The sequence below is a fragment of the Rhizobium aureum genome (genome assembly GCF_030182495.1).
Classification (GTDB): Bacteria; Pseudomonadota; Alphaproteobacteria; order Rhizobiales; family Rhizobiaceae; genus Rhizobium; species Rhizobium tropici_C.
This window is the reverse complement of record NZ_JAQJCI010000001.1, coordinates 839,584-864,699: the sequence shown is the minus strand read 5'-3', so window position 1 is coordinate 864,699 and position 25,116 is coordinate 839,584. Positions and strand designations below refer to the sequence as shown.

General features: G+C 59.0%; 23 protein-coding genes. 12 read left to right on the top strand and 11 right to left on the bottom strand.

Features of this window, described 5'->3' with window-relative positions:
* Positions 1–103 precede the first annotated feature (103 nt).
* Both PH552_RS04065 and PH552_RS04060 read left to right on the top strand, forming a co-directional pair.
* Positions 104–775 (top strand): Crp/Fnr family transcriptional regulator, encoded by a 672-nt coding sequence (locus tag PH552_RS04065; RefSeq protein WP_246698511.1) that lies wholly within the window; start codon positions 104–106, stop codon positions 773–775.
* A gap of 260 nt (positions 776–1,035) precedes the next feature.
* The gene (locus tag PH552_RS04060) at positions 1,036–1,803 is read left to right on the top strand and encodes a response regulator transcription factor (RefSeq protein WP_113249078.1); all 768 of its coding nucleotides are present in this window, start codon (positions 1,036–1,038) and stop codon (positions 1,801–1,803) included.
* 508 nt (positions 1,804–2,311) lie between these two features.
* On the opposite strand, the gene PH552_RS04055 is transcribed toward PH552_RS04060, so the two are convergent.
* Positions 2,312–2,737 carry a DUF6941 family protein gene (locus tag PH552_RS04055; RefSeq protein ID WP_113248932.1) on the bottom strand — a complete coding sequence of 142 codons (426 nt, stop codon included), beginning with the start codon at positions 2,735–2,737 and terminating at the stop codon, positions 2,312–2,314.
* Between the two features lie 5 nt (positions 2,738–2,742).
* Positions 2,743–3,186 (bottom strand): helix-turn-helix domain-containing protein, encoded by a 444-nt coding sequence (locus tag PH552_RS33715; RefSeq protein ID WP_113248931.1) that lies wholly within the window; start codon positions 3,184–3,186, stop codon positions 2,743–2,745.
* On the opposite strand from PH552_RS33715, the gene PH552_RS04045 reads away from it, so the two are divergent.
* The 6 genes from PH552_RS04045 to PH552_RS04020 all read left to right on the top strand — a co-directional run bounded on the left by PH552_RS04045 (position 3,134) and on the right by PH552_RS04020 (position 7,411).
* Positions 3,134–3,766, top strand: a complete 633-nt coding sequence (locus PH552_RS04045; protein ID WP_162736898.1) for a hypothetical protein — start codon at positions 3,134–3,136, stop codon at positions 3,764–3,766. The two genes, PH552_RS33715 and PH552_RS04045, sit on opposite strands and share 53 nt — an antisense overlap.
* 216 nt (positions 3,767–3,982) lie before the next feature.
* Positions 3,983–5,071 (top strand): hypothetical protein, encoded by a 1,089-nt coding sequence (locus PH552_RS04040; protein WP_162736923.1) that lies wholly within the window; start codon positions 3,983–3,985, stop codon positions 5,069–5,071.
* 27 nt (positions 5,072–5,098) lie between these two features.
* A complete protein-coding gene (csgH, locus tag PH552_RS04035) occupies positions 5,099–5,527 on the top strand; it encodes a curli-like amyloid fiber formation chaperone CsgH (protein ID WP_113248928.1) in 429 nt (142 codons plus the stop codon).
* A complete protein-coding gene (locus PH552_RS04030) occupies positions 5,524–6,027 on the top strand; it encodes a hypothetical protein (protein ID WP_113248927.1) in 504 nt (167 codons plus the stop codon). Before csgH ends, PH552_RS04030 begins: the two co-directional genes overlap by 4 nt.
* 42 nt (positions 6,028–6,069) lie before the next feature.
* On the top strand, positions 6,070–6,375 hold the full coding sequence (locus PH552_RS04025; protein WP_246698513.1) for a curli assembly protein CsgF: 306 nt from the start codon (positions 6,070–6,072) through the stop codon (positions 6,373–6,375).
* A 142-nt stretch (positions 6,376–6,517) separates the two neighbouring features.
* Complete coding sequence (locus PH552_RS04020; RefSeq protein WP_246698514.1) at positions 6,518–7,411, top strand: CsgG/HfaB family protein; 894 nt, start codon at positions 6,518–6,520, stop codon at positions 7,409–7,411.
* Between the two features lie 381 nt (positions 7,412–7,792).
* Here PH552_RS04020 and PH552_RS04015 read toward each other — a convergent pair whose 3' ends face one another.
* Complete coding sequence (locus PH552_RS04015) at positions 7,793–8,134, bottom strand: hypothetical protein (RefSeq protein ID WP_113248924.1); 342 nt, start codon at positions 8,132–8,134, stop codon at positions 7,793–7,795.
* A 92-nt stretch (positions 8,135–8,226) separates the two neighbouring features.
* Here PH552_RS04015 and PH552_RS04010 point away from each other — a divergent pair, with 92 nt between their 5' ends.
* The gene (locus PH552_RS04010) at positions 8,227–8,940 is read left to right on the top strand and encodes an invasion associated locus B family protein (RefSeq protein WP_162736922.1); all 714 of its coding nucleotides are present in this window, start codon (positions 8,227–8,229) and stop codon (positions 8,938–8,940) included.
* A gap of 28 nt (positions 8,941–8,968) precedes the next feature.
* Here PH552_RS04010 and PH552_RS04005 read toward each other — a convergent pair whose 3' ends face one another.
* The 6 genes from PH552_RS04005 to PH552_RS03980 all read right to left on the bottom strand — a co-directional run bounded on the left by PH552_RS04005 (position 8,969) and on the right by PH552_RS03980 (position 15,343).
* A complete protein-coding gene (locus tag PH552_RS04005; RefSeq protein ID WP_113248922.1) occupies positions 8,969–10,024 on the bottom strand; it encodes an ABC transporter ATP-binding protein in 1,056 nt (351 codons plus the stop codon).
* Between the two features lie 21 nt (positions 10,025–10,045).
* A complete protein-coding gene (locus PH552_RS04000) occupies positions 10,046–10,900 on the bottom strand; it encodes a sugar phosphate isomerase/epimerase family protein (RefSeq protein WP_113248921.1) in 855 nt (284 codons plus the stop codon).
* Between the two features lie 31 nt (positions 10,901–10,931).
* Complete coding sequence (locus PH552_RS03995; RefSeq protein ID WP_113248920.1) at positions 10,932–12,170, bottom strand: ROK family transcriptional regulator; 1,239 nt, start codon at positions 12,168–12,170, stop codon at positions 10,932–10,934.
* 38 nt (positions 12,171–12,208) lie between these two features.
* Complete coding sequence (locus PH552_RS03990) at positions 12,209–13,051, bottom strand: carbohydrate ABC transporter permease (RefSeq protein WP_113248919.1); 843 nt, start codon at positions 13,049–13,051, stop codon at positions 12,209–12,211.
* Positions 13,048–13,977 (bottom strand): carbohydrate ABC transporter permease, encoded by a 930-nt coding sequence (locus PH552_RS03985; RefSeq protein WP_113248918.1) that lies wholly within the window; start codon positions 13,975–13,977, stop codon positions 13,048–13,050. The genes PH552_RS03990 and PH552_RS03985 overlap by 4 nt, the downstream gene beginning before the upstream one ends.
* Positions 13,978–14,044: 67 nt before the next feature.
* A complete protein-coding gene (locus PH552_RS03980; protein ID WP_113248917.1) occupies positions 14,045–15,343 on the bottom strand; it encodes a type 2 periplasmic-binding domain-containing protein in 1,299 nt (432 codons plus the stop codon).
* 275 nt (positions 15,344–15,618) lie between these two features.
* Between PH552_RS03980 and PH552_RS03975 the strand changes: the two genes are divergently transcribed.
* Positions 15,619–16,665: a Gfo/Idh/MocA family protein gene (locus tag PH552_RS03975; RefSeq protein ID WP_285165524.1), complete on the top strand. Its 1,047-nt coding sequence runs from the start codon at positions 15,619–15,621 to the stop codon at positions 16,663–16,665.
* A gap of 28 nt (positions 16,666–16,693) precedes the next feature.
* On the opposite strand, the gene PH552_RS03970 is transcribed toward PH552_RS03975, so the two are convergent.
* Entirely contained in the window at positions 16,694–17,830 is a 1,137-nt protein-coding gene (locus PH552_RS03970) for an ROK family transcriptional regulator (RefSeq protein ID WP_285165523.1), read from the bottom strand.
* Between the two features lie 1,252 nt (positions 17,831–19,082).
* On the opposite strand from PH552_RS03970, the gene PH552_RS03965 reads away from it, so the two are divergent.
* Positions 19,083–22,109 (top strand): alpha-mannosidase, encoded by a 3,027-nt coding sequence (locus PH552_RS03965; protein WP_113249075.1) that lies wholly within the window; start codon positions 19,083–19,085, stop codon positions 22,107–22,109.
* A gap of 109 nt (positions 22,110–22,218) precedes the next feature.
* Positions 22,219–23,859 (top strand): FAD-binding dehydrogenase, encoded by a 1,641-nt coding sequence (locus tag PH552_RS03960; protein ID WP_113248914.1) that lies wholly within the window; start codon positions 22,219–22,221, stop codon positions 23,857–23,859.
* 247 nt (positions 23,860–24,106) lie between these two features.
* Here the strand turns inward: PH552_RS03960 and PH552_RS03955 are convergent, their stop codons facing one another.
* Entirely contained in the window at positions 24,107–24,970 is an 864-nt protein-coding gene (locus tag PH552_RS03955; protein ID WP_113248913.1) for an AraC family transcriptional regulator, read from the bottom strand.
* Positions 24,971–25,116 lie beyond the last annotated feature (146 nt).

The following is a 25,116-nucleotide window of genomic DNA, read 5'->3' as shown; positions in this document are numbered from 1 at the left end:
AGCGGATTTTTATGATATCCAATACTTGGAGATAGAGAAATTTATATTTTGCGATGGCCATCTGAGCATTCAGGATATGCTTGTTGACCGAGGGGACCATAGCATGACGGCGCAGATTTCGATCGAGCATATCCAGGGCATGGGTGGCATAGCGCGGACCTTTCCCGCTGGCAGCGTGATCTGCGATTACGAGAGCAATGCGCCGCGTCTTCTCTTTCTTCTGAACGGATGGGCGGCGTCCAGCAAGATGCTGCCGAACGGCACACGTTTCGTGACTGAATTCGTTCTGCGCGGCGATATGATCTCGACATCGCTGACTGCACTTTCACGCGAGACCGTGCAAGCCATCACCGATGTATCCGTGATGGCCTTCCCGGATTTCGCCTCCATCCCCAAAATCGATACGCCGGCCTTGTTCTATCGAATTGCCATTGCCGAATTGGTGCGGCGCCAGGCGCGCATGTCGGAAAGCCTTGCCAACATAGGGCGGCGTGACGCGCTGGAGAGGACCGGCTACCTGCTGCTCGAGCTCGGAACGCGGATCGGGACGTCGCAAGACAACCCCAGTTCGGAATGCTTCGATTGTCCATTGACGCAGACGGACATCGGAGATGCTGTCGGCTTGTCGACGGTTCATATCAATCGTGTGCTCAGGGACATGCGCGAAGCCGGTCTTCTGTCGTTCCGCAACGGTGTCGTTGCTTTTCTTGACCGCCCGCGCCTCATGGATCTTGTCGATTTTGACGAATCTTATTTCGACACAGCCATGATTTGAAGAATAGGGCGAATCAGATTCAGACCAAAGTCCGAAAAGAATTCTTTTAGTCAATATTTAAATTCATTATTAACATATGTTAATGCGCATAAAAACAAAATAAGCAATTACTGCAGTAAGAAAAACCTAAAACAAGGGGGACGATATGAGAAAGAAAGAAACGTTTCAATTTAGACAAAGTTCTTGCTGTCCGTGGGAAGTCAATACTGAGCTAGTTACAAGAAATACAGAGGCCACTTTAAGAGTTGGGGATGCCGGCCATGAATGGACAAATGCTCACAAGTGAAAAATTCACCTCCGATGCAGGCGCGCGCCTTATTTCGGTTCGGACGTCCGACACCTTGCGGCCGTTCATCGCGTCCGGCACGCCGGGCGTCGACGAATGGGAAGATTACATTCTTCTCGTCGATTCCCGTGCCCTGGATCGCGAATGCCTGTCGAAGAGCCTAAGCGAGTACGACGACGCCATGCATATTGTCACGGTGGGTTCGCTCGACGAATGGCAAATGCGCAATATGCAGGTCCTGCCATCAGCAGTTCTTTTCATGATCGGCGGCCGCAAAGTCTCCGACACGGATATCAGCGCAAAGATCTGCGCCTTGGTGGAGAGATTCCAGCCAAGCCCTGTCATCGTCGGCGCAGATGGCGACGAGCTCGCGCAGCTCCTGCATGCGCTGGAATGTGGGGCTCGTGGCTATATCCCGACCAGTGTCGGGATCCGGGTTGCTGCGGAAGCCGTTGCTCTTGCTCGCGCAGGTGGCGTCTTCGTGCCGGCAAGCAGTCTGCTTGCCGCCAAAGAGGCGATTGCCCCCGTAGCCAGCCGCAATGACTGCCTCGACAGCCTCTTCACGCCGCGTGAAGTCGTGGTCGCGGAGGCGCTGCGGCGAGGAAAGGCGAATAAAATCATCGCCTACGAGATGGATCTTTGCGAGAGCACCGTCAAAGTTCATATCCGCAATATCATGAAGAAGCTGAATGCGACGAACCGAACCGAAGTCGCCTATAAGATCCGGGAACTCGTCCGCTAGCGCATCCGCCGTGTCGGTCGCCCATCCGCGGGAACACTATGATGACCCCGCTTGATGTATTTTGCAGCTACCTGCCCCGGCACCGGGGCAGGGCAGGAAACAGAAATATCGGCCGGCAAATGCGCTGGCCAATTGCAGCCAATTGCCGAAGGTGACGGCGCCCATCCCGGCGCTGAAAGACTATATAGCGAAACCCCAGACATCCGCCAAGCTTGAACGATCCTGTCGAGATCCGAGCGATCCGGCCAGCCTGCCGAGCAACATGGCCGCCTTCTGGACCCTGCCTGCTTTTCTTAGAATTGCGGAAACAGTCATCCTATTGTTTTCACGCAATTCCGGACAGAAAACCGCTATGCACTTTTCTTGGAATTGCTTTATTTGGCCCCGACCAGGCGATTGGTGCGAAGGGGCGTGAATATCCTCCCAAAGCACGCAGCGCAACAAGATTGGAGAACGGACAGCAGCGGATGATCCCCGTGTCGATTGACGAGGGAATTTGAGAACTTGCTCAGCGCTGGGCTATGCGCAGGGAGGCGATTTCCGCCGGTTTGTCGTCGATGATCGCGCTCACGGTCAGCAGCCCGGGGCGGCGAAGTCTCAATGGTGAAAAGACAAGGCTGGCGCCGACGACGACATGCATGGGAATATCGTCTGTTTCGAACCCATCCGTCAGGTTGCTCTGCTCGTCGAGCTGGGCCGACTCCAGGCGTTCCTCGAGAAGCGGCTGTTGTTCCCCCGGGGCGACGCAGCGCAGCACGATCGACCGGTAAGGTTGCGCCGCCAAGGTGACCAAGTTCACATGCACGCAAAACTTGGCCAGTGAAATGGGAAATTCCGGCAGCATCAGCACGCCGCTATAGACCCCAATGAAGCTCAGCTTTTCGCCGACTTCGGTGCGAATGTCATCGCAGAAGATGCAATATCCGTAACGCATGCGTTTTACTCGTCCCTATCAGCGGTGGCGCGGGCAATGATGGTGCGCATCGCGCGCGAAGAGCTCCATGAGACGACCTCTCTGAAGCTAATGAAATGAACGGCTGCCCGCGCCTCGGCGCGGATCTCGTCCTGGATCTCGGTACGTGCCTCGGATTGAGCAAGGCCACCGCTTTTCGTCGAACCCGCCGGATCGCGCAGTTCGACATGAATCTCCTTGTCGAGCGCCCAGGCCAGATCCGCGATCGAGCGAAGCGGGAGCTCTCTCTGCCCGCAAAAATAGCGGTTCAACTCCTGCCGGCTTACGCCCACCAGCTGCGCGAGCTGCTGCTGTGTAAAACCAGTTTGGGATCGCCTTTCGACGGCGGCGGCAATGAGATCGCTGCGAACGTTTGCGATGAAGCGGCTGGCCGCGCGCGCACGCGCGCCTATCTCAAACCGAAATGACATCTTCCGGGTTTACTCCCTCAACGCACAACGCATCACCCACACCAAGCTCGCGGCGCAGTCGGCGCACTTCCAGCCGGTAGCCACGGTAAAGATCATGATCCTTCACATGGTCGGCCCAGTCCCCGAAAACCGCTACAAAGCAATCGCGCATGGCAAACCAGCCGAATATGCGCAGATCGACGGTCTTCAACTCCCAAACGGCATTTCGTTCGTTCCGGATTGCCCGGAATTGTCTGCAATGAATAAGCGGCTTCCCGGAGACGAATGTATAAAAGAGAAAATCAAGCTGTTCGATCGGGGTGAGGACGGCGCCAAGCGACGATGGTTCGTTCCTGGCGACGCGCTCGCTCAACCATTCCGCAAAGCCCGGCGTCGCGAAGAGCAGCCGCTTGGGCAGCTGCCCTCCACTAAGCTGAATCTCAACTTTAACGATTGCTTCGGATGCTACGAGACTGTCAAACGTAGTCATACCTGTCAACTAATCCATTATAATGTGGCAAGCCGTTCGCCGGGTCTCCTTGAGGGTATCATGAATTGCCGCACATTTGGATTGTATTTATTTGCCTTTCCGATGGCGTAGTTCCTTATAGTCAAAGAAGAGTATAGCCGATACGTCATGTCGATACATGTTTTATCCGTTACCCATTTTGAGGTATGGCATTTATATTTGATGCTATCCGATGTTGTCGTCCTAATACGAACGGTTCTCTTGTTCAGCTCTCCGTTGCCGGCTTATTAACAAGCTCGAGGGCGGCGAATGACCGCCGGCCCCGTCTTGGACAACAGGGAGGATCATATGAGGACGATTGCAGCTCTCTCTATTTTGCTGGCAAGTACGTCTTTGACTCTTGCCGGCCCCGGTGGCCCGCATAGCCCACCGACACCGGCGGAAAATGAATCGTTTATTGGTCAGGTGGGTGCCTTCAACGGCGCTTTCGTCAGCCAGAATAGCGGCAATAACCAAGCGCTGACATTGCAAAACGGCTTTGGCAATTTCGCGGTCACCAAACAGGATATGGCCAAGTCCAATACCTCCGCTATCCTGCAGTTTGGTTCCGGCAACTTCGCGATTGCCGACCAGAAGGGCAAAACCAACGACCAGAGCACCCTCCAGGTTGGCACCCTGAATTTCGCTTCGACGCTGCAGCGCGACGGGGCGCAGAACAACTCGACGATCAGCCAGTTCGGCTTCGGCAATTCCGCCTTCGCGGATCAGTCCAAGGGGGACAACTCCCAGGATACGCTGCAGGTCGGCGGCCTGAATTTCGCCTCGACGACCCAGACCGATGGCAAGCCCGGCTCCAACACGTCCGATATCATGCAATTCGGTTGGGGCAACGGGGCGATCGTGGGCCAGGACGGTGGCAACAACGATCAGACGACGTTGCAGGTCGGCACGGGAAACTTTGCCGCAACCTCCCAGTGGGGCGTTATCGGAAGCAACGGCAATTCCTCTTCGACAACGCAGTTTGGTTGGGGGAACATATCCTTTGCCGATCAGGCGGGCGGCAATAATTCGCAGGACACGTTCCAGGCCGGCGGGCGTAACTTCGCCGTCACCGGTCAGTCCTCCTTCTTCGGCGTGAACAAGTCGGCGACGGCGCAGTTCGGCGTCGGCAACGCCGCCTTGACCTCCCAGATCGCCAACCCGCTGGGCTCCAACGATTCGCTGATCGTGCAGGCCGGCTATCGCAATACGGCGATCGCATCTCAGACCGGCGTTCAGACCGTGTTCCCCTACGGAGGCTCCAACCTCCAGGGAACCATTCAGATCGGTACGGGTAACTATGCCGTTACCTCTCAGACCAGCGCGAGTGCACTGACGAACACATCCGTCACGGCGCAATTCGGCTATCGAAACATGGCCGTTACGGTCCAGCACTGAGTGAGCCCACGGAGGAGGCGAGAGCAAATGTCCGCCTCCTCCTACATGTCGACTGAGCCAGTTCCGCGCGCCGGAATCGATTGCGGGCGATCAGCGTTCACCTTGCTGCTGAAGCCTTTCTTTCTATCGATCCTGTTGTTCTCATGTGCCGTTCCGGCCGCATCGCAGACCGCTGTTGAGTGCTTGATAAAGACGGACAGGCAGGAACAGTTTCTGGTCGTGCAGGCGATCGCGAGGTCCGAAGCGGCGGTGTCCGGAAGATACAGGCTGGTTCTCGTCAAGCATAGCGCCGCGGGCACGAGCCAGAGCATTCAGCAGGGCAGTTTTGATTTGCAGCCCGGTTCGGACGGCCTTCTTGCCGCGACGATGGTCCATGCGGCGGACCAGACAGAACTGACTGCAAGGCTATTGATCGAAACCGATCGAGGTACATCACGATGCGGATTACCAGAATGAAATACCTGAATGGTTCGAGGCTCGCGCTCGGCGCCGTTGTCGCGTTGATTGCCCTGACGGCGGCGGAATGCCGGGCCGAAACCGCATATGTGGCCCAGATCCCGGCCAATGTGACGACGAGCGTACCGTTCAGCGGCGTGATGCCCCAGCAGCCGCCACAGCAATATCACCACTCGCCGCATTATGCTTCGGCCGGCGTCGCAGGCCTGCCCGAAGCTCCTGTCGCGACGCACGGTAACAATCTGGCGCAAACGCTGGAAATTGGCATGCGCAACAGCGTGTATCATCTTCAGTCAGGGGCCAATAATACTTCAACTGCGGGAATTATCGGAAACTACGGCAATATAAATGTGCTTCAGGCCGGAAATAACCTCAAGTCAAATGTCGTATTGCTGAATGGAGCGGGTCTGAGCGTAAGCGTTCTTCAGCCTGCCGGTTCCGCGCCGGTCAATGTCCTGATCGCGCGGTTGCCGGGCGGCGGTTTGCTTATCAAGCGTTGAGCGACGCAGCGGCGTCCGGAAACAGGGAGGGAAATGGCGATGATGATGCGTGTGACTATGGCTGCAATCGGTTTGGCTGCCGTCATGGCGGTGCCAGCTTTGGCGGGACAATTGGTCTACCAGCCGACCAACCCGACGTTTGGCGGTAATCCCTTGAATGGGTCATTCCTGCTGTCGACGGCGCAGACACAAGGCGATGGCGTCAAGTCCGGTCAGCAGCAGACGCCGGATCTCTCTGGTCTCAACAATGCGCTGGGCAATCTCGGGAACATAAATCAGGGTACGGGCTCGACCGGAACGTCTCCGATCATCGTGATTGGAAACGGCCAGGTGCCGGCCAACCCCTGAGCCACATTGATTGCGTAACGATTTCATTTGTTGGGGGCGATTTATTCGAGCGGCGATGTCACGTATCGGTTTTCCCGTTGCAGCCATTTTGTGCGGATTAGGGTTGGGCGGATGCGCTGCTGCCGGCAGCAGTCTTGATCCGATGAGTACGCCAGCAACCCTGATGCCTTCGACCAAGTCGGGCGTGGCGCTGGAAAGCCTGCCGCGGCCCAGGCAAAAGCTCGATGTGGCCGTTTACTCGTTTCCCGATCTGACGGGGCAAAACAAGCCCAATGAGAATTTTGCCGAATATTCCCGCGCGTTGACGCAAGGTGGCGCGCAACTGCTGACCGACGTCCTGACCAGGGCCGGAAACGGCAACTGGTTCAGCGTCGTCGAGCGCACAGACCTGCAGTCGCTTCTGCAGGAGAGACAGATCATCCAGAATACGCGGGCAGCCGTCTATGGCGCGAAGGCCGGCGGCATACCGCCGCTTCGCTTTGCTGGTGTCCTGCTCGACGGCGGCATCATAGGCTATGATTCCAACGAAACGACCGGCGGTGTGGGCGCCAACTACCTTGGGATCGGCGGAAACACGCAATACCGCAAGGATATCGTGACCGTATCGCTGCGGGCGGTGAGCGTCAGCACCGGCCGCGTGCTTGCATCCGTGAGCACGACCAAGACCATCTATTCCGTTCAGCTGCAGGGTTCGGCGTTCCGTTTCGTCGGCGTCGATCAGTTGCTCCAGATCGAAGGCGGCGTTACGCGCAATGCACCGACGACCCTCGGCGTTCAGGAAGGGATACAGCTCGCAGTCTATGCGCTGATCTTTGAAGGCGTGAAAAATGGCCTTTGGGAATTCGAGGATGCCGCGGCCGGTGCTGCATTCATGCGCTACCTGGATCAACATCAAAGAGCGATGACGTACAAGCTCGATACGAATGGCCGACCGATTGCGCCGGTCATCGATGTTCCCGTGGCCACCGCCGCACAACCGGCCGTCGAAGCGACATCAAGCCCTCCCGTGATCAAGGGCAAGCCGACGAATTCGTGATTGCCGCCGCGGCATCATTTTTTCCGGCAGAATTCGGATTGCGCGTTATCGGGTCCGCAGGTGGCGGTTCCGCCCTGCGCGTTTCCGCTTTGGCCTGGCTTGATGGCAGTCTTGGCGGCCGTTCCTTTTTCGAGATTGCCGCTCTTCCGGATGGGAACACGTCCATTGACCTGCGGAATACGGGTCTCCGAAAATCCGGGACGCCGAATAACGGGCTGGTCCGCGGCAAAGACATTCGCCGGACCAAGCGCGCCTGCAATCAGCGTGATGGCTGTGGCCCTAATGACTTTATTGGAGTTTACCATTTCGATGCTGCTCCTGGATCATGGCTGTGCGCCGGGATCGAGCTATCGGCCTCTCCCGTCTGCCATCGCAATACCGTCAATGTCCGACCGTGCCCGACCCTACCGTCGGCAGACGATTGTCTGCAGGCCCCGGCGCGGATCGCTCCGTAACGCCGCTGCCCACGCTCGGAAAGATGCTGTTTGCCAAGAGGGCTGGCGGTCGCGCCCGCGGCGGCTGCCTTGGCCTATGCGAGAGCTTCCGGTTGTCGGCTGGCGGCCGCGGTGCCGGCACCACTGATGTCTCCGGCAACTGCTCGACGAAAGCAGGGTTCGTTTCCACAGGAGGTGCCTGCTGCAGGTAGCTTTCGCCAAATACAGCGCTTTCACTCAGTGCCAGCAACACGACCAGAGCGTGGTTTGCAATGATCATTTGCGTCATCTGAATTAATCCTTTGGAGGTATACTGCAATAAAAAATTCAAACACCCACATTTCCGCAGGAAAATTGAATCTATAGAATAATTATACACTATTGAAATGCAATCTTCTCGTGATTATTCGACATTATTATTCATTTACTGTAGGATTGCAAACTGAAATACGGGAGGAGCGCATGCGTCAATCTTGGCAGTCGGCTATAGGCTGTATCGCTTTTTTGCTTTTGCAGGCCGTCGCGCCCTCGGCATTCGGCGGCGACAATGCGGCGGCACCGCAATCCGATCCCTCCAAAGCGCTCGAAACCGACAAGAACAATCCGGCACCCGTTAGCCCGGCGCCGTTGGCAGGCTCAGCGGCAGCTTCGCCCGCCGATCCGCAGGTCACGGAACAGAAGTTTGACGCATGGACGCTGCAATGCAGCACGGACAAAGCACTTAAACCTCCCTGCCAAATCATGTACCGTCTGACGTCGCCGGATCAAAAACAGGTATTCATGGTGATCAGCATGGCGCGCTCCGCCGAAAACAAGGTCGGCATGCAGATGGCGCTTCCGCTCGGCTTCTCCATCCAGGCCGGTGTCAAGATCGGATTTGGCGCCAAATATTCGACGATGGCGAAAGTGTCGCGCTGCACCAACCAGGGATGCCTCGTGGAGGGGCTGTGTCCGCCTGGAATGCTCGATGCGTTGCTGAAGGAAAAGTCGGGGAAGGTTTCAATTCGGATGATGCAGGGAAATACGGCCGAACTTCCCATATCCCTTGGCGGTTTCAGCGCGGCGTACCGGGCGATGGAAGCCAATAACGGATGATTGCATAGGCGATTTTCCGTCAATCCGTCTAATTGGTCTCTTTGGTAATGATGCGCTGTCCATCTTCGTCGAACAGATGGACGGCGCCGTGAACGGGCGCAATCCGCAGCACGTCGCCCGGCGCAGCCCTGATCCGTTCACGGAAAACGCAAGTGACCGTTTGCGTGCCCATACGCGCAATGACCATGGTTTCGGATCCTGTCGGTTCGACGACAACGGTTTCCACCTCGATGCCATCGGGGTCGAGCCTGATATCTTCCGGGCGAAGGCCATAGGTGACGGCGCCGGATGGGCGCCGTTCGCTCGGCAGGAGAAGCCCGTCTGTCGTGCGGAAGCCTTCGCTCGTCATGCTGCCTCTGATGAAATTCATGGAGGGAGAGCCGATGAAGCCCGCGACGAAGAGGTTGTTCGGCCGGTCATAGAGTTCGAGCGGCGATCCGGATTGCTCGATCAGACCATCCTTCATGACGACGATCTTGTCGGCCATCGTCATCGCTTCGATCTGATCATGGGTGACATAGATGGTGGTGGTTTGCAGCCGCTGGTGCATCTCCTTGATCTCGGATCGCATCTGGACGCGAAGTTTGGCATCGAGATTGGACAGAGGTTCGTCAAAAAGGAAAACGGCCGGATCGCGAACGATTGCCCGGCCCATCGCAACGCGCTGCCTCTGCCCGCCGGACAGCTGTTTCGGATATCGCTCGAGAAGATTTTCAAGTCCGAGGATTTTCGCGGCATTGCCGACACGCTGGTCGATATCCGTCTTCGGCATCCGCTTCAGCCGCAAAGAGAAGCCCATGTTCTTGGCAACCGTCATATGGGGGTAAAGGGCATAGTTCTGGAATACCATCGCGATGTCGCGGTCCTTCGGCGCGAGATCGTTGACGATATGCTTACCGATCTGGATATCGCCTGAGGTAATGTCCTCCAGGCCGGCGATCATTCTGAGCAGGGTGGATTTACCGCAGCCCGAGGGGCCGACGAGCACGACGAACTCGCCGTCGCGGATATCGACCGACACGCCCTTTATGGCTTTGAACGCACCATAGTCCTTGCGCGCATTGTTCACTCTCACATGGGCCATTTCCGTCCTCCCGGCTGCTGTTCAAAGCGTGTCCAAGATGTTTTTGAGATAGGCAAGGCCAAGGCGCTCGCCTTCCTTCCGCCGAGCGAGATCCTTGCCCGGCCAGCCATAGGCAGCATCCTCGTGCTCGATCGAGAGAGTGCCGTCGAAGCCGTTGGCGCGGGCCTGGCGCAGGAAGCGGGACCAATCGAGAAGGCCATGGCCCGGCAGCTTGTACTGCCACCAGCCCTTGCCGTGGTAGCCGACGGCCTGCTGCGCGGCGACATCGATCATCGTATCCTTGGCATGAAGGATGGCGATGCGATCCCTGACCGCGTCCATCGCGGCATAGGGATCGACGCCGATGCGGATGAGGTGGGAGGGATCGAATTCGAGACCGAAACGCCGGTCCGGAATCCGCTTGAAGAGCTCCTGCCAGCCCTTCGGCGTGGTTCCGATGAAATTGTCCTTGGGACCTGGCCAATTCTCGATCGCAATGACGAGCCCGCTCGACGTCGTCTTCACAATCAGCTGGTTGGCGAAGTCGGCGAAATCATCGTAATTGGCTTCGTCGTCCGCACTGTCGTCGCGGCCGGGAAAGATCACGAAGATCGGCACGCCGGCCTCGCCGATCGCCTGGGCAAACTCCTCGGTGCGGGTCCTGAGTTCGCCACGCTTGTCGCGATCGGCATCGAGCTGATTGCCGAAATAGGCAATGGAGGAAACGAAGAGATTATGGCTGCGCGCAAGCGCGACTGCGGCCTGCACCTTATCCGGGGTCTTGATGTGGCCGCGGACATCGATCTCGATCGCGTCAAAGCCGGCGGAAGCAGCGAAATCCACGACTTCCTCGAAGGGCCTGTCGTTGAATGTCGAGGTATAAAAGCCGATCCTCATCAAGTCCTCCCTGTGGCCTTGGGCGGCCGTATCAATTGTTCAGGCGATCCATGAATTTGAGTGGTGAACGCGTGCGTTGAACCTGATCGGCCGAGGCGAGCATGAGGGCTGCCGCCATGGGCATCGCCGCTGCACCGATCGCGCAGGCGTCCTCGCCGAGCGAAGCGCGATGGAGCGTGGGAAGCGTGGTGTCCCCGGCATCGAGATGCTCGTGGACGTAACGCAGCAGCTCATCGACCATGCGGATGGGCAAGCGGCCGCCAAGGATGATGGCGTCGGGGTCGACGATCATGCCGATGTGCTTGACCGCGACGGCGAGATGCGCGCTCATGGTCTTCAGCCATTGGGACACCAGCTTCTTGCCGCGCGTGTCCAGCGTAAGGAGATCCTGGGGCACGCTTGCCTCAATGCCGTGCTCTCCCAGAAACTTGTAAAGGAAGAAGAGCGAGAATATTTCACCGAGGAGTTCGACCTTCTGCGCCTTCTTATCCCTGGGGTCCGCGATCGGAAGCCAGCCGATTTCGCCGCTGAGGCCCATTGCGCCGCGATGACCGTTGCCATCGAGCACGAGGCCGCCGCCGGGGCAGGCATTGACCGAAATGTAGAAGAAACTGCGGCTTTCGGCACCGAGCCCATAATCGAGTTCGGCAAGCGCCGCCGCATTGGTTTCGTTTTCGATGAAGACCGGATGCGGCGTAAGGTTTTCCAGTGCTGCCCTAACGTCGAATTCCATCCACTCGCCATAGTCGTCGGGCTTGCCCAGGAAGGCAATCTCGCCAAGCCAGTCCGGCATGGCAAGCCCGATGCCGGCCAGATGCGCATCGTCGATCAGGCGGCTGCGCTGGAAGTGCGATATCGCATCTGCCGTCAGCTGCATGAACTCGGCCGGCAAGATGTAGCGTTTCTCGTGATGGACACGGGCGCGTACGTTGCCGACCGCATCGACGGCAAGGATTGTCAGATGATCGCGATCGATATTGATGCCGATGGCGAAGAATGCATCCGGGTTGATCTCAAGCTCGATCGCCGGTTGCCCTCTGAGGCCGTGGCGCCGGCGAGCCTCGATGATCAGGCCCTCATCGAGCAGGCGATCGACGATCCGGGCGATTGCCGGCTTGGTAAATCCAGTCTGCCTTGCGATTTCGGCGCGCGAGATCGGCGCCTGCCGATGAATGCAGCGCAGAACGACGGCCCTGTTATACTCGCCCGCATCCTCGACATTGGCGCCCGACAGATCGGGAGAGAGTTTGACGCCGGTCGTCTGGTTCATGGTCGGGATCCTCTATCAGCCACGGGCATGCAACCACCTTAACCCTTCACCGAGCCACTGGTCATGGAACCAAGGATCAATCGCTGGAGAGACAGGAACGCCACGATCGCGGGGACGACGGAGATGAGGCAGGCGGCTGCCAGCAGTTGGATGGACGAGTCGGTTTGCATCCCACGGAAGTTAAAGATTCCGACGCCGATCGGCATCAAATTGTTTTGCGTTAGGAGCAGAAACGGCACGAGGAACTGCGACCAGCCGGCAATCACGGTGATGATGAAGACGGAGGCTATCCCCGGCGCCGATAGTGGCAGGACGATGCGCCAGAAGACCGAAAAGCGGTTGCATCCATCGATCATCGCCGCCTCGTCGAGACTGCGCGGAATGCCGTCGACCGTGCTCTTCAGGAGCCATGTCGCAAGCGGCACGCCGAGCGCAATATAGACCATCGTCACGGCGAAATGCGTGTCGAGCAGGCCGAGGCGGTTCATGTAGCGGTAGAGCGGCACCATGATGACCAGCGGCGAAATCATCTGGAACAGCAGAAGGCCCATCATGGACAGACCCTTGCCCCTGAACTGGAAGCGCGAGAAGGCATAGGCGGCCGGCAGTGCGACGATCAGAACCCCGAAGCCGCTGAGCGTTGCAAGCTTCAGGCCGTTCCAGAGATAGAGCGGGAAATAGCTGTTGTTGAGAACGGTGACGAAGTTGTCGATGGTCGGATTATGCGGGATATAGCGTGCCACGCCACGGTAGATCTCCCGCCGGTCACGCAGCGCCAGCGACAGGAGGTAGGTGAGGGGGCCAGCAAAGAAGACGAACATCGCCAGCATGAAGAGGTAGCTGAGGAAATCGCCGAAACGTGTGCCGGTACGCCTGCTCATCTCTCTTCCTCCTTCGGCAGGAACGACGCATAAACAAGCGCCAGTCCGAGGCTTATGATCAGCATCAGCACGGAAAGCACGCTGCCGCCGGACAAATCATAATTGCGGAAGACGATGTTGAAGACATAGAGCGATATGACTTCGGTGGCGCGCCCCGGCCCGCCGCCCGTCAGCGTGATGATCGCGTCGAACGTATTCAAAGTCATGATCGTGATAAGGATCATGTTGACGAGGATGGCCGCGCGCAGCTGCGGGATGGTGATGAAGAAGAACTGCTGCGAACTCGTCGCGCCGTCGACTTCCGCGGCCTCGTAGAGCGAGGGGTCGATCGCCTTGAGAGCGGCGTACATGACGACCATCGAGAAGGCCGTTCCGCGCCAGATGTTCGAAATCAGGGCCGACCACGGGGCGATCGACGGATCGGAAAGCCAGGCGACCACGGGCAGATGCATGAGCCGCAAGATGCTGTTCAGCGCGCCATAGGGGGCTTCCGAAAACAGCATCTGCCAGATGATGCCGCCGGCAATCCCTGGAACCACCCAGGCAACAAGCGCCGTGGTTCGCAAGATCGTCGTGCCGAACAGGCCCCGCTTTTCTCCGCGGACAACGACGACGGCAACCGCAAGGCCAAGAATCTGCTGACCGATGACGCTGCCACCGACGAAGACGAGAGTTGCCCATAGAATATCGGGAAGCTGCGGCGAACTCAGCATGTTGGCGATCGAGCCGAGCGTATAGTCCCGATTGTTGCCGATGAGCGTGGCGTTGGTAAACGACAGGCGGAACACGTCGATCATGGGATAGAGATAGAAGACGCCAATGACGATGATTACAGGCATGATCCAGGGCAGGGGTGCCCCGGCGAAACGACGCATGAACGATCTGCTGTGCGGCCGGTCGGCAGCCTCGATGGCGATAGGGGTCATAGGCTTCTCTGTCCGGGTTTGACACTACCGGTGGCGCCCTTTGCAGGCACCACCGCGATCACAATCGTTAGAGACGCTTGTAAGCCTCCATCGTCGCCTTGAAGGCGGCGTCGAGAGCTTGTTCGGGCGGCTTGGTGCCCGACAGGACGTCGCCCATCATGATCTGGATCTGGTTGGAAATTTCCGGATAGATCGGAGCGCCCGGGCGGGCTTGGCCGTTAGCGAGCGCTTGGGCGAAGGTCTTGTTAGCGTCGGTCGCAAAGACCTGATACTTGTCAAAGAGAGACTTGCGCGTCGGCAATTGCTGCTGCAGCGCGTTGGCCGGTCCCATATAGACATCGCGCGCGAGATTGGCGCACATCTCGATCTTGTCCTTGTCCTTGCTGAACGAGGCGATGGTCCAGCCGCCGGTGCCGGTGGAACGCTGATCGACTGTCGGGCCGGGGATCGGCGAGAAGGTCCAGTTGGCGAATTCGTCCTCATCCAGCGTGGCCTTCAATTGGGCAAGCTGCCAGTTACCACCGATGAAGAGTGCCGTTGTCCCCGCGGCCGCGGCCGCGTTCAGATCGTCATAGTTGGCAATCGTGGTCACGCGCTTGGGGGCGGCGCCGGAATCGACGAGATCCTTGTAATAGGTCAGGGCCTTGAGGAACTTCTGCTTGTTTTCGCCTTCGCCGAAGACCGGCTTGCCGCTATCGTCGACGAGCTTGCCGCCGAGCGCCCAATAATTCGCGAGCCAGTCGAAGGTGGAGCCCTCGTAGCGGCCGGCGTTGAAGAGGATGCCTTCCATGCCCTCCTTGACGGAAGCGATGCCGGCCTTCTTCAGATCGTCCCAGGTCTGCGGCGCATCCGGGACGATCGACTTGTTGCGATAGAGCACGCGAAGATCCGTATCCCACCACCAGGCACGGATCGTCTGGTCCTTGTCGGTGATGCCGTTGCGGATGAAGGGAAAGAGGTCGGCAACCTCGTCCTTCGAGAAATAGGGGGTGAAATCGGCCAGCACGTGGTTGACCATGAATTGAGAGAGAACGAAGGAGTCGACGGCAGCGCAGTCCGGAGCGTTGCCCGCCTTTGCCTGCTCGAGCATCTTTGCCTGTTCGGTACCGATATCCGTCGACATGAACTGCATCTGCAGCTTCCAGTCGGGATACTTCTTGATGAAGTCGATGAAGAGCGTCTGGTAGCCCTTGGCGATCGCCGGATCGGCATTGTTGGGACTGTCATTCGTCAGCCGGACCGTGAGGGTTTTCGGCGCATCGGCAAGACCGATCCGATCCTTTGTCGCGATTTCCTGGGCAAATGCGGCAGGCACTGAAAACAACATCGTGCTCAGCGCTAGCGCGCTGACGAACGCTCTCTTCATGATGGGTCTCCTCCCCATTTTGAACGGATACAGCCTGGTGGCCGGTTGACCTCTCCTCATTTCCATGCTGCATTAAATAGATTAAGTTACTTTGATTTGATGTCAAGCCGCAGCTTCGGAGGATCAAGATGCCGGCGACATTCAACAGCAGCTAGCGGCGTGCAGCCGTATTTCCCGATTACGAAATAATCGAGCCATTGCGGACATCCGCGATGGTGGGAGGGTTTGCCTTGGCTGGCGAGGACCGGCCCACCCGACATCTTATGGAGGATCAGATGCGCTTACTCATTCTCGGTACGGGCGGAATGGCCAATAAGCATGCTGCAAGTTTCAAGGAAATAGAGGGCGTCAGCGTCGTCGGCGGGGTTGACGTCATTCCCGAGCGGCTCGCCGTCTTTTGTACGGAACATGCCATTCCCAATCATTTCAGTTCGCTTGAGGAAGCCCTTGCCTGGGGCGAGTTCGATGCCGTCGCCAACGTGACGCCCGACAGTGTCCACCACGCGACGACGCTTCAGGCGATTGCGGCCGGAAAGCACGTCTTCTGTGAAAAGCCGCTCGCGACCGACGCGATCAAGGCGATGGAAATGACCGAGGCGATCGAGAGAGCGGGTAAGGTCGGCATGGTGAACTTCACCTATCGTAATTCGCCTGCCCTGCAGAAGGGCCGGCAGATGGTGCTTGCCGGCGAGATAGGTGAGGTGAGGCATGTGGAAGCCTCACATCTGCAGAGCTGGCTTGTGGGACGGCATTGGGGAGACTGGAAGACCGAAAGCAAATGGCTATGGCGTCTGAGCAAGAAACATGGCTCGAACGGTGCGCTCGGCGACATCGGCATCCATATCGTGGATTTCGCCTCCTATGGCTCCGGCCTCGACGTTGCCCATATCTTCGCGCGGCTGAAGACCTTCAACAAGGCGCCGGGTCACAAGATCGGCGACTATGATCTCGACGCGAATGACAGCTTTACCATGAACGTCGATTTCACGACCGGAGCGATCGGCACCATCCAGGCGACGCGCACCGCCGCCGGCCAGATGGATCAGCTTCGTCTCAGGGTCTATGGCGAGACAGGTTCGATCGAGATGATCTACGATACCGGAAAGTCGACATTGCGCGCCTGCCTTGGTGACGACGTCCATACCGCGACATGGCGCGACGTTCCCTTCGATGAAGTGGAGACGAACTATCAGCGGTTCGTTCAGGCCGTCAGGATGGGCAAGACGCAGGAACCTTCATTTCGCCGTGCCGCGAATATCCAGAAGGTTCTGGACAAGGCGATCGCCTCGGACATCAGCCATGCGGACGAGGCGATCGCCTAGAGCCTTTTTATTTTCCCGGCATGTCTGGTCAGGCCGAGACCGACGGCAGCAGGGTGTTGAGGAACGGCAGGAATGCTGCCCCCAGCGCCACGCCGCCGCCACTGAAGCTTGCGGGCTTCATCGGCGAAATCCATGGCGTCAAGAAGGGTCGCTTCGACGTGTCGCGCCGCTCGACGGAAAGTTGATGGATCAGCGCCTCGATGGTACTTCTTGGCAGGTCGCCGCCGATCATGATGACGCTCGGCGCGATGAAACCGGCAATCGCGATGATCGGGTCGAGCAGGTGGCTTGCCGCCTCGCGGATCCATTGCGCCAGCAGCGGAGAAGGCGGTTCCTGACCCTGCAAAAGGCGGGCGAATTCGTCATCGCCGACGAGCGCACGCAGGGCACCGAAGCCGACAACGGTGCTCAACGGAACATTGTCGGGGCCGGTGCGCATGTCGCCGATATTGCCGGCGCGCCCGTGGACACCCGAATAGGGAATGCCGCGAACGAGGAAACCGGCCTGGACATCCTCATCCACAATGATCATTGCCAGGCCGCCTTCGGGGGCAGGCGTGCCGATAGTCCGCTCGGCGAGCAGGCTTGCCGTGCATTCGTTCTCGACATAACTGCGCGGAAGTTTCGACGCCGCATCAAGCTTGCCTGCTTCTTCTGCCGTCCAGTCATTCGAGCCGATCCCGACGCCGATGATCGGCAGGCCGGTATGACGGCCGATCATGGCTTCGATGGTTGAAAGGACGGATTCTACTCTCGTTGTTCGAACGAATGTGAAATAAACGCGGTCGTGAACCTGGCCGCTAAGATCGACGAGGACGGCTTCGCTCCGGTTTTGACGGACCCGGACGCCGATCGAGAAGGCTCCCTCCGGCCGCAGGGCAAATTCGGTCGCGGTCGCGCCGCTGCCCGCACCGTTGCGGCGATGCGACGTCACCAATCCTTCGTCGCCGAGGCGGCGCAGAATATTGGTGATCCCCGGACCAGTCAGCCCGGAGTGCCGGCTGAGCTCCATGCGGGTCAACGGGCCATGACGGCGGATCGCCTCCAGGATGACGCGAATATTTCTGTCGGCGATTTCTCCCGACCGCAGACCAAGTGTTTTCCCCCGCGCAACGTCCGTTTCCTCCGGCTGACGCCGCCGTGGCCCGGATCGAAGATACCGCATAGCCGACTTCCCTCAGCACCCTCATGCTTGTGTATCACGGCAAACATCGACGCTCCCAGCTATTTTCCAACCGGCTCTTGCAAGCCATTGATTTCATTTGGGCCGCAAACGTATTGCGTCAGAGTGACTTTCAGAATGTTATGCATGCATCTGACGGTAACCAAACGCAAGCCGCGAAAAAGCCAACGATGTCCGCCTTTTCGTCGGATCTAGCCTTTTCGAGCTATCGGAACTGAAGCGGATAGTCGCAAAGCCGCTTATCACCTCTCAAGAGCATCGATATTTTCGGCCCCGCGAGATGGGCTGGTATAAAAACAGCGCAGGATGGAAGCCATTCTCCGGCAACCTGTCTGACCATTGACGCATTGGTCCTGCCCATTGTGGCTGTGGCATCGTTAAGTTGGCTTAGCTCGCATACTGCTTATATCGGAATTTACTCGGTCCGAGGCTGGCGGCATTCTTCCTGTCTATAACGATTTGAAGGAGGACATCCCTATGCCTGTTGATGGTGAGCTTTTCGAAACGTCGGCCGGAAAACACGTGGTTTCCCCAGGCATGATTCCTTTGAGCCATCCATCTGCCGCCACGACGAGACGCAAATCCGAAAACGTGCTGCGTCTGAAAGCTGACGGCAGATCGACCGATGATATAGCAAGAGAGGCTGGCGTCAGCCGAGCGACGGTAACCAGAATCTTGCGCTATGTTGAAAGAGCGGCCGCTAGTTAGCTGAGTTTGACGCAGCGGAAGATGGCTGAAGGTCCCGAGCCGGTTCGGTCGCAGTCCGGCGAGCCGCGCCGTCGGCGCCGCATCCCGCGTCATTATAAACGCGAAATACGTCTCTGAGCCATGCTGCGAGCGACCGTATGTGATCCGGTCGATCACGATTGCCGGACCTGCGAGAAGCATGCGAACTTCCGAAGTTTCGCCCGCCGTTCAAAGCCATGTCATGCGCCGTTACACAATAGTGTCCGTTGAGATCGGGAATGATCCTGTCAACGGAGATGTTGCGTTGATCTCATGAAAGATCGTCGATCGATGTCGCCCACGCTTCCGACGATGATCGTAACCCAGGACATCGCCGGTCAAAAACTCTCGTAACTCATGGCTTGGCCGCTTGACGCGAAAACAAAGTTACTTAATCTAAAATTCGGCTGTGCGATCCGCCTGGAGGAGACGGCGCGTGGCGATTGCGATCTATTGCATCGGTTTATTCTCCTTCACCGCCAATTGCCGATTTTCCGATAGGACCGCCATGTCTCTCACCATTGCTCAACGTCTCGATCGTCTCAAGGTCCGCATAGCCGAGCTCGCCCATTGGCGCGACAGACAGAGCCGTGACATCGACGGCTGGACCTTTGATGGCGAGCCGATCGCACATCGCCAGGACTGGCCGCACCGCAAGGGAACGGTTCATTTTGCCGCGACGGCAAGGGCTCCCCATGACTGGCCGCTCGAGCAGACCCGCCTGCAGCTCGATCTCGGCGGCGAAGGCCTACTGACCTTGCGCTATCCCGATGGCCGGACCGAGACCTTCGGACTGGATCCCTATCACCAGGAGTTTCCGATCAAGGATCGGGACTTTTCGATCGCGGCGGAGAGCGTCGCTCGCTTTCCTTTCGGAGAACCGAACCGTGCCCCGCGATTGAACAAAGCTCGGCTGATCTGGCTGGACGAGCCGGTCCACCGGTTGCATCTCCTGCTGAAACAGATCGGTGAGGCGGTCGATGCGCTCGACGGTCACGACGTCGTACCGCATCTCATCGATGCGGCCGAACGGGCGCTGCGCAGCCTCGATTGGCCCTCCGACACGGCTGCCTATATCGCGCGCACATCGGGTGCGGAAATGCAGCAGAAGATCTGGGAACTGCCGGAACTCCAGGACAATCCAGCCGGTCTCAGCGAAGCTGAGAGCGCTTCAGCCTCAGCCGCCCATGATCGGCTGCTTGAGCGATTGAAGGAGCTTCAGAAGCGCTTTCCGCAAAATGGCGAACTGCTGCTGACCGGCCATGCCCATATCGATCTTGCATGGCTTTGGCCCTATGGCGAGACGCGCAGGAAGATGCGCCGCACCTTCAATACGGCGCTTTCGCTGATGGAGCGCTCCGACGATTTCCGGTTCAATCAATCGACTGCCCACTACTACGCGCAGATGGAGGAGGACGATCCGGATCTCCTCGAACGGATCAAGAACAATGTCGCCGAGGGCAAGTGGGAAACCGTCGGCGGCATGTGGGTTGAGCCCGATACCAATATGCCGACGGGTGAGAGCCTCGCCCGTCAGGTGCTCTATGGGCAGCGCTATTTCGAAAAACATTTCGGCCTGCGCCATACCGTCTGCTGGCTGCCGGATTGCTTCGGCTTTTCGGGTGCCCTGCCGCAGATCCTCCGACTCGGGGGCATGAACAGCTTCTTCACGATCAAGGTGAACTGGAGCGAGACCAATCACATTCCCTCCGACCTCTTCTGGTGGAGGGGGCTCGACGGCAGCAAGGTGCTGACGCATACCTTCGACAATCCCATGCAAGGCTATAATGGCTTCGTGCAGCCGGATTGCTTCGTGCCGACATGGAAGAATTTCCGCGGCAAGACTGAGCACGACACCTCGCTATTGGCCGTCGGCTATGGTGACGGGGGCGGCGGTGTCACACCTGAAATGGTCGAGCGCGAAGTTCAGCTGCGCGATTTTCCGGCAATCCCCAGGGCACGCTGGGGCACCGTGAAGGACTATTATGATAAGGCGCATCGCACGGCAGCGGAAAAGGACCTGCCGGTCTGGGACGGAGAAATCTACCTCGAACTGCACCGCGCGACGCTGACGACGCAAAGCGGCGTCAAGCGCAAGCACCGCCAGGCCGAACGCGCCCTTATCACGGCCGAGACGCTGGCTTCGCTCGCCCACATGCTGGGGGCTGCAAAACCGCAAAGCCTCGAGGCGGATTGGCGCACCGTTCTGAAGAACGAGTTTCATGACATCCTGCCGGGGTCGAGCATTCGCGAGGTCTATGTCGATGCCGAGCGGGAACTTGATGGCGTGATCGGCAATGCCAAGGCGGAGCAGGGCAAGGCGCTCAAGGCATTATCCGCCCATCTTCCGACGGGCGGTGTCACGGACGCATTGATTGTCGTCAACCCGTCCCTTTCACCGCGGCCGCTCACAGTCGCACTCTCCGACGGAACGGTTCTGTCGTCTGCCGATCTTGTCGCGCCTCTTTCCGTCGCCGTTTTCGACCGCAAGATGCTCAAGCCCGCCGGCATGCTGAAAGCCGACGCCCATCACCTCGAGAACGAGCATCTATCTGTTGTCATCGGCAACGATGGGTCCGTGTCGAGCCTTCTTCACAAGGCGACAGGGCGGGAGGCAATCGAAGGCTCCGCCAATCAGCTCTGGGCCTATCCCGCCGACAAGCCCCGCAACTGGGATGCCTGGGATGTCGACGCCGACTATGCCGAGAAAGGCATTCGCCTCGACCAGCCCGAAAGCATCACCCTGGTCGAGGAGGGGCCGCATCGCGCCGCGATCCGCGTTGTCAATCGATATCGCAACTCGACCATCACCCAGCTTTATGTTTTGACGGCCAATGCCTGCCGGCTCGATATCGAGACGACGATCGACTGGCATGACCGGCGTACCCTGCTTAGGACCCTGAACCCGGTCGCTGTGCGTTCTCGCGCAGCCACTTTCGAATGTGCCTTCGGCATCGTCGAGCGGCAGACGCATACGAACACCCCCTGGGAGCAGGCGATGTTCGAGGCAGCCGCCCATCGTTTCGTTGATCTCAGCGAACCCGGTTTCGGCGTCGCCCTGCTCAATAATGCCAAATACGGACACAGCGCCCGCGGCAATGTCATCGGCATGAGCCTCGTGCGGTCACCGATCTATCCCGATCCGCTTGCCGACGAAGGCCGGCAGAGCTTCACCTATGCGTTGATGCCGCATGAAGGCGCCTGGCATGAAGGAGGCGTTCTGCCGGAGGCGATCGATCTTAACCAGCCGCTCGTCACCATGGAGGCAAGCGGGCTTTCGCAGGGCACGCTCTCGCCTCTCGGCGTCGAGGGCATACCGGTGGCTTTCTCGGGCTTGAAACCGGCGGAGGAGGGGGAGGGCATTGTTCTGCGGCTCTACGAGCCGGCCGGCCGCCGGGGCCGCCTGTCGCTGAACCCGGCGCCGGGATGGAAGGCATCGGGGCCGCTGAATATCCTAGAAGAGCCGATCGAACGCGAGGGACCCGCCGATATCATGCCGTTCGAGATCCGGACGTGGCGGCTGCAGAGAAGCTGACGACGGAAATCGGCTTCGCTGGACGAGCGGCGAGAAAGCCGTTCCTCGTTTTACTTTTACGTAAGTGTCGTTAGAATTCTCGGCGAATAACTATTCGCTGGGAGGTCGAATGGACAGTTACGCGGATGTCGTCATCGTTGGAGGAGGTTTGTCTGGTCTTGTTGCCGCCTCGGAGCTGATTGAACGTGGGAAACGGGTGATCCTCATCGATCAGGAGCCGCGGGCAAGCCTCGGCGGCCAGGCCTTCTGGTCTCTCGGTGGGCTCTTCATGATCGATACGCCGGAGCAACGGCGTATGCGAATTCGCGACAGCATCGAACTTGCCCGCCAGGACTGGCTGGGCTCGGCCGCCTTCGATCGGGCCGAGGATTTCTGGCCGCGTGCCTGGGCGGACGCCTATCTCGATTTCGCTGCCGGCGAGATGCGGAGCTGGCTGCACGAACTCGGCATGCGCTGGTTTCCCGTCGTCGGTTGGGCGGAGCGCGGCGGAAGCCTTGCTCATGGCCACGGCAACTCCGTGCCGCGCTTTCACGTCACCTGGGGCACGGGTCCGGGCGTGCTTGATCCGTTCGTGAAGCGGGTGCTGGCGGCCGAGAAGGAGGGAAAGATCGAGCTGATGTTCCGCCGGCGAGTGACGCGGCTGATCGGCGACGGCAGCGGCATTACCGGCGTGGAAGGCGAGATCCTCGCCGAGGATAATATCCGGCGCGGCCAGCAATCGAACCGCGATGTCGTCGGCGACTTTCGCATTCAGGGAGCCGTGATCGTGGCAAGCGGCGGCATCGGCGGCAATCCGGAACTGGTTCGCCGCGCATGGCCTACCGAGCGCCTCGGTCCACCGCCAGGCCGGATGCTGAGCGGGGTGCCTCACCATGTCGATGGCCTGATGATCGGCCATGCCGAAGCGGCGGGCGCACGGCTCATCAACGGCGACAGGATGTGGCACTATACCGAGGGGATTCGCAACTGGGACCCAATCTGGCCGAACCATGGCATTCGCATCCTGCCCGGACCATCCTCTCTCTGGTTCGACGCTACCGGCAATCGTATGCCTGCTCCCTGTCTGCCCGGTTGCGACAGCCTCGCGACGCTACAGCATATCTGCAAGCTCGGGCATGGTTACAGCTGGTTCGTAACCACTCAGAAGATCGTCAAGAAAGAGTTCGCGCTCTCGGGGTCCGAACAAAATCCCGATCTCACGGGCCGCGACATCGGTCTCCTCCTGCGCAGCCGGCTCGGCCGCTCGGCGCCTCCGCCGGTGGAGGCTTTCAAGGAGAAGGGCGAGGATTTCATCGTCGCGCAAACGCTGGAAGAGCTCGTCGCCGGCATGAACCGCATCGGGGATCATTCGATCGACTTTGTCCACCTGCTCAGCCAGATCGAGGCCCGTGACCGCGAATTGGACAATCCCTTTGCCAAGGACGCCCAGATCGTCGCATTGAGACAGGCGCGTGGCTATCTCGGTGATCGGTTCATGCGCACCGCACCGCCACACCGGATCCTGGATCCCAAGGCCGGGCCCCTGATCGCCGTGCGTCTCCACATTCTCACCCGTAAATCTCTTGGCGGGCTCGAAACCGATCTGAACAGCCAGGCGCTCGGGCATGACGGCGCGCGCATACCGGGATTGTACGCCTGCGGTGAGGCGGCAGGTTTCGGCGGCGGCGGATATCATGGCTACAATGCGCTGGAGGGCACGTTCCTGGGAGGCTGCATCTTTTCCGGACGCAACGCCGGGCGGGCGGCATGAGCCGCGCGTTCGCGGCCGGTGTTTCCGGTAAAGACTGATCCGGCTCCATATCATCGATATGCCCGCGGGCCGCAGTCCTCGTCACTGGCATTCATTTCCATGGGGGTGTCCGACGACACTGCGAGGGCATGCAGTCTCGTCGGACGCTGTAGTGATCGGTTCGGGGGTGGCGTCCGAACCGACAGCAGAAACAATAGCGGCCACGACGATTTAGTGAACCTACCCGAAAGGACGGCTGCCCTGCCTCTCAGCGAGACAGGTCTGCACCAGGCGGTCTCCCGAACAGTTTCCGATATTCCCGATTGAACTGCGACTGATTTTCGTAGCCGACCGCAAAGGCGACGGATCCGATCTTCTCGACGCCCAACTGCAGCCGTCGTCGCGCTTCATGCAATCGCAACCGTGCCCGGAATTGCAAGGGACTCATCGCAGTAGCGGCTTTGAATGCGCGGTAATAGGAGGTCTGGCTCATGCCGGCGATATCTGCCAAGGTCGCGACATCGACAGGCTGATCGAAGTTGGCTTTAAGCCAGGCGGTCGTGCGGGCGATGCGCGACAGGCGGGAATTTCCTATTCCGCTTTCGATGACCATGTCGCCGAGGCTGCCCTGGATGAGCCTGTAGAAAAGCTCGCGTTGCATAAGCGGCGCCAGCGTTTCGATGTCCATGGGCCGATCCAACAGCCGCACCAGCCGCTCGAGAGGCTCCAGAATGTCGGCGGTGAGGCCGGCAATGGCGGCGCCCTTCGTCTTCGCCGCCGATCTCGGTTCCCTTTTACCTGCCACCAGCTCGGCAATGATTGCCGGATCGAGATCAAGCGTTATCGCATAGTGCGGGTGACCAGGGCTTGCCTCGGCAACACGTGCCGTCACCGGAAGATCGAGGACGACGACGAGATAGTCGCGCGGCCCGATTTCAATGTGTTGCCGATCCAGAATGAGCTCCTTTCGACCCTGCAGGACGACGCAAAGGCGCGGATCATAAAGGCTGCGAACCGGCTCGGTCGGTGCTTCGTTGCGAAAGAGCGTCAAACCGGGGACCGGCGTTTTTTGCTTGGGCGCGGTGCAATGAAAGCGCATCAGCTCGATCAAGCTTCGTCGTGTGGCCTCCATCGCTTTCCCCTCTTCTCCCCATTGTCGAGATCAAGATAGGCCAGGATGGTAGGATTGTGCAAAACTTCGAAAGGATCGGCCTAAGCCTCCGCCATTGCCGAGCGTATCTCTTCCACAAGCGGGATCATCATGATCGCAGCATTTGG

What these genes read in the sequence shown, in the direction of transcription:
- PH552_RS04065 (WP_246698511.1), top strand. Translation starts at nt 104, where the DNA reads ATGACGGCGCAGATTTCGATCGAGCATATCCAGGGCATGGGTGGCATA.
- PH552_RS04060 (WP_113249078.1), top strand. Translation starts at nt 1,036, where the DNA reads ATGAATGGACAAATGCTCACAAGTGAAAAATTCACCTCCGATGCAGGC.
- PH552_RS04055 (WP_113248932.1), bottom strand. Translation starts at nt 2,737, where the DNA reads ATGCGTTACGGATATTGCATCTTCTGCGATGACATTCGCACCGAAGTC.
- PH552_RS04045 (WP_162736898.1), top strand. Translation starts at nt 3,134, where the DNA reads ATGAAGCGGCTGGCCGCGCGCGCACGCGCGCCTATCTCAAACCGAAAT.
- PH552_RS33715 (WP_113248931.1), bottom strand. Translation starts at nt 3,186, where the DNA reads ATGTCATTTCGGTTTGAGATAGGCGCGCGTGCGCGCGCGGCCAGCCGC.
- PH552_RS04040 (WP_162736923.1), top strand. Translation starts at nt 3,983, where the DNA reads ATGAGGACGATTGCAGCTCTCTCTATTTTGCTGGCAAGTACGTCTTTG.
- csgH (WP_113248928.1), top strand. Translation starts at nt 5,099, where the DNA reads ATGTCCGCCTCCTCCTACATGTCGACTGAGCCAGTTCCGCGCGCCGGA.
- PH552_RS04030 (WP_113248927.1), top strand. Translation starts at nt 5,524, where the DNA reads ATGAAATACCTGAATGGTTCGAGGCTCGCGCTCGGCGCCGTTGTCGCG.
- PH552_RS04025 (WP_246698513.1), top strand. Translation starts at nt 6,070, where the DNA reads ATGATGCGTGTGACTATGGCTGCAATCGGTTTGGCTGCCGTCATGGCG.
- PH552_RS04020 (WP_246698514.1), top strand. Translation starts at nt 6,518, where the DNA reads ATGAGTACGCCAGCAACCCTGATGCCTTCGACCAAGTCGGGCGTGGCG.
- PH552_RS04015 (WP_113248924.1), bottom strand. Translation starts at nt 8,134, where the DNA reads ATGACGCAAATGATCATTGCAAACCACGCTCTGGTCGTGTTGCTGGCA.
- PH552_RS04005 (WP_113248922.1), bottom strand. Translation starts at nt 10,024, where the DNA reads ATGGCCCATGTGAGAGTGAACAATGCGCGCAAGGACTATGGTGCGTTC.
- PH552_RS04000 (WP_113248921.1), bottom strand. Translation starts at nt 10,900, where the DNA reads ATGAGGATCGGCTTTTATACCTCGACATTCAACGACAGGCCCTTCGAG.
- PH552_RS03995 (WP_113248920.1), bottom strand. Translation starts at nt 12,170, where the DNA reads ATGAACCAGACGACCGGCGTCAAACTCTCTCCCGATCTGTCGGGCGCC.
- PH552_RS03990 (WP_113248919.1), bottom strand. Translation starts at nt 13,051, where the DNA reads ATGAGCAGGCGTACCGGCACACGTTTCGGCGATTTCCTCAGCTACCTC.
- PH552_RS03985 (WP_113248918.1), bottom strand. Translation starts at nt 13,977, where the DNA reads ATGACCCCTATCGCCATCGAGGCTGCCGACCGGCCGCACAGCAGATCG.
- PH552_RS03980 (WP_113248917.1), bottom strand. Translation starts at nt 15,343, where the DNA reads ATGAAGAGAGCGTTCGTCAGCGCGCTAGCGCTGAGCACGATGTTGTTT.
- PH552_RS03975 (WP_285165524.1), top strand. Translation starts at nt 15,619, where the DNA reads ATGCGCTTACTCATTCTCGGTACGGGCGGAATGGCCAATAAGCATGCT.
- PH552_RS03970 (WP_285165523.1), bottom strand. Translation starts at nt 17,830, where the DNA reads ATGCGGTATCTTCGATCCGGGCCACGGCGGCGTCAGCCGGAGGAAACG.
- PH552_RS03965 (WP_113249075.1), top strand. Translation starts at nt 19,083, where the DNA reads ATGTCTCTCACCATTGCTCAACGTCTCGATCGTCTCAAGGTCCGCATA.
- PH552_RS03960 (WP_113248914.1), top strand. Translation starts at nt 22,219, where the DNA reads ATGGACAGTTACGCGGATGTCGTCATCGTTGGAGGAGGTTTGTCTGGT.
- PH552_RS03955 (WP_113248913.1), bottom strand. Translation starts at nt 24,970, where the DNA reads ATGGAGGCCACACGACGAAGCTTGATCGAGCTGATGCGCTTTCATTGC.